Genomic DNA, 6,776 nt, shown 5'->3' on the forward strand with positions numbered 1-6,776 from the left:
TTTCTTTGATTTGGGTGGAGATTCGATTAAGGCTATCCATATTCTAAACAAGATAAGAGAAGCTGGATACGATAGCTCCATGCGAAATCTTTTGATGGAGAGAACACCAAAGCTAATAGCCATGAATTTATCCACAAAAAAAGAAATTATGCCTGCGGAGCAAGGAGAAATAACTGGTGAAATTTCACTGACACCAATTCAAAACTACTTCTTCGCACAAAATATGATAGATCCTGAACATTTTAATGTATGCCAAGTGTTTAAGGTTCGTGAAAAACTAAATGATCTGGCACTACAAAAAGCTTTATCTGCGTTAGTGCAGCATCATGATATGTTGAGAGCTACGTACAAAGATAAGAAACAGGTTATAGGGAAAGTAGAAGATAAGAAATGGTACGGCTTTACAAAAATAGCATGTGAATCTGAAGAGATTCAGGAAAAAATTAAGACAACGAAAGTAAAGATGGATTTGGCGGAAGGACCATTATTGCAGGCTGTTTTATTTAGTACGCCGGAGCAAGATTATATGATGTTGCTAGCTCATCATATGATAATGGATGTGATTTCCTGGCGGATTTTAACTGAGGATTTGGAGAAGGGCTACTCTCAAGCTTTGAATCAAAAAGAGATAACATTACCAGCTAAAACCGTTTCCTTTAAAGTATGGAGCGAAGGATTAGCTTATTACAGCCAGAGTGAAAAGTTAAAGAGAAGGTTAGCTTACTGGTCAGAAATAGAAAATAAATTGGTTGATGGTAAGTTAAAAGAAGATGGAATTGATGATAAATTCGAACCAAAGACAGCCGTGGCATGTCTTAATGCCGCTATCACAGAAAAGTTATTAAAAGAAAGTGCACATGCTTATAATACAGAGATTAATGACTTGCTTGTAGCAGCACTAGGACGTGCGGTAAACAAAGTAACAGGTCAGAGAACGCTTGCTATACAGATGGAAGGACATGGTCGTGAAGAAACAGTAGGCTCTTTTGATTTAGGTAGGACAATAGGATGGTTCACTAGTATATATCCCGTAGTTTTAGATGAGTTAGGCACTAATATTGCACAGGATATTCGAAATACGAAAGAGACACTACGACGCGTACCAGGACATGGAATTGATTATGGCATCATAAAGAATGCAGCCATGGGTAATCCAGAAGAAATGGATGTAGAAGTGGCACCAGATATATCATTTAATTATCTTGGAGAACTAGGAACAAAGAAAGAATCTGGCGATCTATATTTCGAGTTTTCACAATTAGGTTATGGACAGGATACGAATCCTCGTAATCAATTTGGACCATCCATTAACGTCATAGGTCATGTGCAAAAAGGTAGTTTATCTATGACAGTAACCTGCAACAGCAGTCGTTATTTGGCTGAGAGAATTGAGCAAATAGGAAAAGCATATGAAGAAGAACTGATAGCAGTCGCAGAACATTGCTCCCACGCACAGAAGAGTGAGTCAACGGCAAGTGATTTTGGTGAGAGCGTATGGAAAGATAGCGAATTTTGTTATGTACAGGAAGCTGTCGAAATCCGCGGCCAGGAAATTCAACGTATCTATCCATTGGCTCCTGTGCAAGAGGGAATGCTCTATGAGAAGCTTATGGATGAATCATCTACAAAATATGTTGTTCAGCAGACGTTGCGATTGGCAGATGTAGATGTAGAGAAGATGCACAAAGCTTTTAAGTATTTAGCAACACAGCATGATATTTTACGTACAAAAATCTGTTATCGGGGAGTAAGTGTACCAAGACAAGTTGTATTGAAAGAAAGAATGCCGGAATTTAATTATATGGAAGTAGATAATGAATCGGATTATCTTGATTTAAAGGAACAAGATGTAAAACGAGGATTTGATTTAGAAGAAGATACACTACTTCGTATGAATCTGATAAAAATAAACAACAGTGGTTATCGGTTGATCATGACAAACCATCATATTATTTTAGATGGTTGGTGTTTGCCAATTTTGCGTAAAGAATTATTTAGTGCGTATATGGCAACAGATGAAGAACAATTAAAAACACCTAATCAGGCTGCTTCTAATAAAATGGGTAGCTATGAAAAGTTTGTCCATTATATAAATGAAAAAGATAAAGAGACGAGCCTTAAATATTGGGAAGACCTTCTTCAAGGATATGAGACAAGGGCTGATATTCTACCTTTAGGTCGTCCAGATGAAACAGAAGAAGAGAGTCAGAGCCAAGAGTTTAAGTTAAGCATAGAGGTAACTGAACAAGCAGAAGCGATATGTGCCCAATATGATGTAACATTGAACACGCTAGTAGAAGCTTGTTGGGGCGTTTTATTGGAAAAATACAACTCAACAAATGATGTTGTATTTGGAAAAGTTGTATCTGGTAGAAATGCAGAGATTGAAGGTATTGAAGAAATCGTTGGTTTATTTATCAATACAATACCCGTACGTATATCGACAACAAACGAAGACACCTTTGCCGATTTGTTGAAATCATTACAGAGCCAGGCAATTATTGCAAATGAACACGATTTTCTTCCCTTAGCAGAAATACAGAATCATACTTTATTAGGAAGAGATCTAATTGGAACATTATTCTTCTTTGAAGGCTATCAAGGAACAAGTATAAATATTGATGGCAAATTAAATGTGGAATCCGAATATTACCGCGAACAAATTGGGTATGACTTGGGAATGACAGCATTTAAGAGTGATCGTATCCATTTTAGAATTCTTTTCAGTACAAAGCTATATAACAAGGAACAAATAAACATTATTGGTTCCCATCTGCAAAGGCTTATGGAACAAGCAATTGCAGCACCACAGACGAAATTAATCGAATTAGGCATGACCAGTGAAGCAGAAGAAATGAAAGAATTAGTACAGTTTAACGCAACGGACAGCGACTATCCAAGAGACAAGACAATTGTACAATTATTTGAAGAACAAGTAGCAAGAACCCCCCATAATACAGCAGTTGTATGCGGGAATGAGCAATTGAGTTACGCTGAATTAAATGCTCGTGCCAATCAGCTTGCATTAAAGTTACGACGGGAATACCATGTCCAGCCTGATGATTTTGTTGCGATTATAGCAGAAAGAAGTTTGGAGATGGTGATCGGGTTATATGCCATCCTAAAGTCGGGTGCAGCATATGTACCCATTGACCCATTGTATCCAGAAGAACGTATCGAGTATATATTGGAAGATAGCCAGCCTAAAGCGGTTTTAATTGGTCATGGAAAGTATAATATTTCTCCTGAAAAGGTTGTTAACTTATATAGTGAAAGCAATTATGGAGAAGGTGCAGGGAATCTAGAACATGTAAATACTCCTCGTGATCTTATTTATCTGGTTTATACATCGGGTACAACAGGAAAACCAAAAGGGGTTATGGTAGAGCATCAGAATATAGTCAATCAGCAGATGTGGACACAAAGAGAATACCCATTACACGAGGGAGAATCTCTTTTAATGAAGACCACTTGTGCATTTGATGTTTTTGCCTGGGAAGTATTTTGGTGGATGTTAGCGGGTGGTAAACTTGTTATTTTGCAACAAGGAGAAGAAAGTCAAAGTGATAAGATCATCAAGGTAATTCAGGATTATAAAGTCAATGCAATCCAGTTCGTTCCTTCCATGTTCAATATGTTTCTAGAAGAATTAGATATGAGCAAAGAAAAAATAAATACTCTGCGTTATATCATTAATATTGGTGAGAAACTGAATGCGGAAAGTGTGAGACATTATAATCAATTAAGGGAAAAAGGACAAGTAAGAGCAGAACTACTGAATCTCTATGGTCCAGCAGAAACTACAGTTAATTCCAGTGGATATCATTGTCCAACAGGCTTAGATGTAGATAAAATATTAATTGGTAAGCCTATTAGTAATACACAAATTTATATATTATCAAATGAAAAAATAGCCGGAATAGGTGTACCAGGGGAATTATGTATTGCAGGAGAAAGTGTGTCGCGTGGATACTTAAATCGTGAAGAATTAACAGCTCAGAAATTTATTAAAAATCCTTTTGGTTCAGGAATGATGTATAAAACAGGTGATCTGGCACGGTGGATACCGGATGGAAATATCGAGTACCTTGGCCGTATAGATGATCAAGTTAAGATAAGAGGTTTCAGAATCGAACCAGGAGAAATTGAAAGTACTTTGATGGAGCTCGAAGGAGTTAGTGGAGCAGCCGTTGTAGTACGACAAGACAAGCAAGGAGAAAAATATCTGTGTGCTTATGTAGTCGTTCATACAGAAATAGAAGAATTAGACGAAGATACAATCAAGAGTGAATTACGCAAGAAGTTACCAGACTATATGGTTCCTGTGTATATTATTCGAATTGACCAAATTCCATTAAGTCATAATGGAAAGCTGGACAAAGCGGCACTACCAGAACCAGAATACAAGCCTAAGGAATATGTAGCACCAATAAATAGAGAAGAGAAGTTAATAGTTGAAGCATTTGAGAAAGTCCTTGGAATAACAGGAATTAGTGTCAATGATAGCTTTTTTGACTTGGGTGGTCATTCACTGAAAGTTACATTATTGTGTAATGAATTAGAAAAGACAATCGGTATAAGACTGCAGCTTAGTGAAATATTTGCTTTATCTACACCAAAACGTATTGCAGAAAGAATTGGAAGCTTACAACAGGATCGTTTTTCGGAAATACCGAAAATAGCTGAAGCAGAGTTCTATCCTATGAGTTCTGTTCAAAAGCGACTTTATCTTCTCAATGAGATAGTAGGTCCTAGTACTTCCTATAACATTTCGAATGTCATAAAATACGAAAACACTCTGGATAAAGAGCAGTTACAGGGAGCATTAGATAAGCTCTTAGAGAGAGAAGAAGTATTAAGAACCAGCTTCCATCTTATTAATGGAGAGCCAGTTCAAGTGATTCAACCAGATGCGAGAGTAGTATTGGAATACAAAGAAGCAGATACACTAGATATTCAAGATGAATATGATCGTTTTGTTTGCCCATTTGATTTATTCAAAGCACCTTTGATGCGGGTTAAGTTATTACAGACACCACAAGCTTCATACTTGATGCTGGATATTCATCATATTGTTTCTGATGGAGAAAGTCTGCCTATTATGATGAACTGGATAAGCGAGTTATATGAAGGAAATACTTTACCAATCCCAAGGCTTCATTATAAAGATTTCTCTGCTTGGCAAATGACTCAGGATATTACGAAGCAGGCGGCATATTGGAAAAACGAGTTCTTAGGCGAAATTCCAATACTTAATTTGAATACAGATTTCCAACGTCCTAAGAAAAAGAGCTTCAATGGTGCCGACGTAAAAACTAAGATTGAAGAACCAGTTTTTATGGAAATAAAAGAATTAGCGAAGAAGCATGGTGCTACGGAATTCATGACTATGTTATCAACCTTTATGATTCTATTGAGCAAATACAGTCAACAGGAAGAAATTGTAGTCGGAACTCCTGTATCAGGTAGAACCCACGTTGATACACAAGAAATGCTGGGGATGTTTGTAAACTCCTTGGCTATCAAAGGAAAAGTGAAACAAGAGGAGAGTTTTGAACAAGTATTGCTTGGAGTAAAAGAAAAATGTCTTCGTGCGTACGATAATCAGGACTTTCAATATGAAGACTTGGTTGAGGCAGTAGATGTAAAGAGAGATTTATCAAGAAATCCATTATTTGATGTAATGTTCATGATGCCAGAGAGTGAAATTATGTCTGGTTCAAAGAGCATTGTGAGTGGAACATGGGTACCAATGGAAGGAAAAGTAGCTAAGTTTGATCTGAATTTAATGGTAATACACACATCAGAGGGTTATGTGGTCAACTTAGAGTATTCTACAGATTTATTTAAACAGGAAACGATAAAGCAAATGCTGGATGATTATGTTTTATTACTATCAGAAGTTATAAAACATCCAGAAGACCGTTTGCAAGAGCTACTTAAGAAAGAGGATGTTAAGAAAGAGGAGAAAGATTCGACCCAAGCAGAGCTTGATCATCGTGCCAATCATCTGGCACAGCAAGTTTCAGATTTGATGCGGGCATTGCAGCAAAGAGATCAAGCTTATTGGAAGGCAAAAGTAGACAATTTCCCGCATGCACCTCAGTTACCACTTCTTCCAAATGGGAATGCTGTAAACAACGCAACAGTAAAACGTTTAGAAACGAGAATTGCTGCGACAGACTGGGCGATTGTGAGAAACAAGGCTTTGGATAACAAAATTGCACCATCTGCGTTATTGTGCACAATATATGCGGAAGTTCTATTTAAATGGAGCAATCAATCCAATATGGCACTTAGCTTAAATCTGTTTAGTAATCAGCCTTTTCATCAAGATGGAATGTCTCTGATGGGGGATTTCGTATCGAAATTGTTGTTAGATATCGATTTATCATCTCATAGACCATTTTGGGAAAGAACTACTGAGATTCAGAATCGGTTATTTGAAGCGTTAGACCACAGATTTTACAGTGGGGTTGATTTCCTGCGTGATCTGGCTGAACACCGTGGTCAAGAAGATCAAGCTATAATGCCAATTGTATTTACGAGTATGCTTCGTGACGAAGTAGATTTTTTCAATGCCAATATAGGTAGTAGGGGAGAATTGAAATACGGAATAAATCAGACCCCTGAAGTGTTTTTGGACTTCCAAGTTGCGGAAAGCGACGGACAATTAATTGTGACTTGGGATTATGCAAAAGATTTGTTTGATGAAGACATGATCAGTGCCATGTTTGAAACGTATCAACTTCGATTACAGCAAGTTATAGACAATA

1 protein-coding gene is annotated in these 6,776 nt (G+C 37.2%); it reads left to right on the forward strand.

All coding sequences use genetic code 11. From position 1 onward, the window contains the following. On the forward strand, positions 1-6,776 hold a 6,776-nt coding region (locus V7183_RS14690; protein WP_335359990.1), incomplete at both ends, for an amino acid adenylation domain-containing protein.

Source organism: Bacillus sp. JJ1127, assembly GCF_036965845.1.
Classification (GTDB): domain Bacteria; phylum Bacillota; class Bacilli; order Bacillales; family Bacillaceae_G; genus Bacillus_A.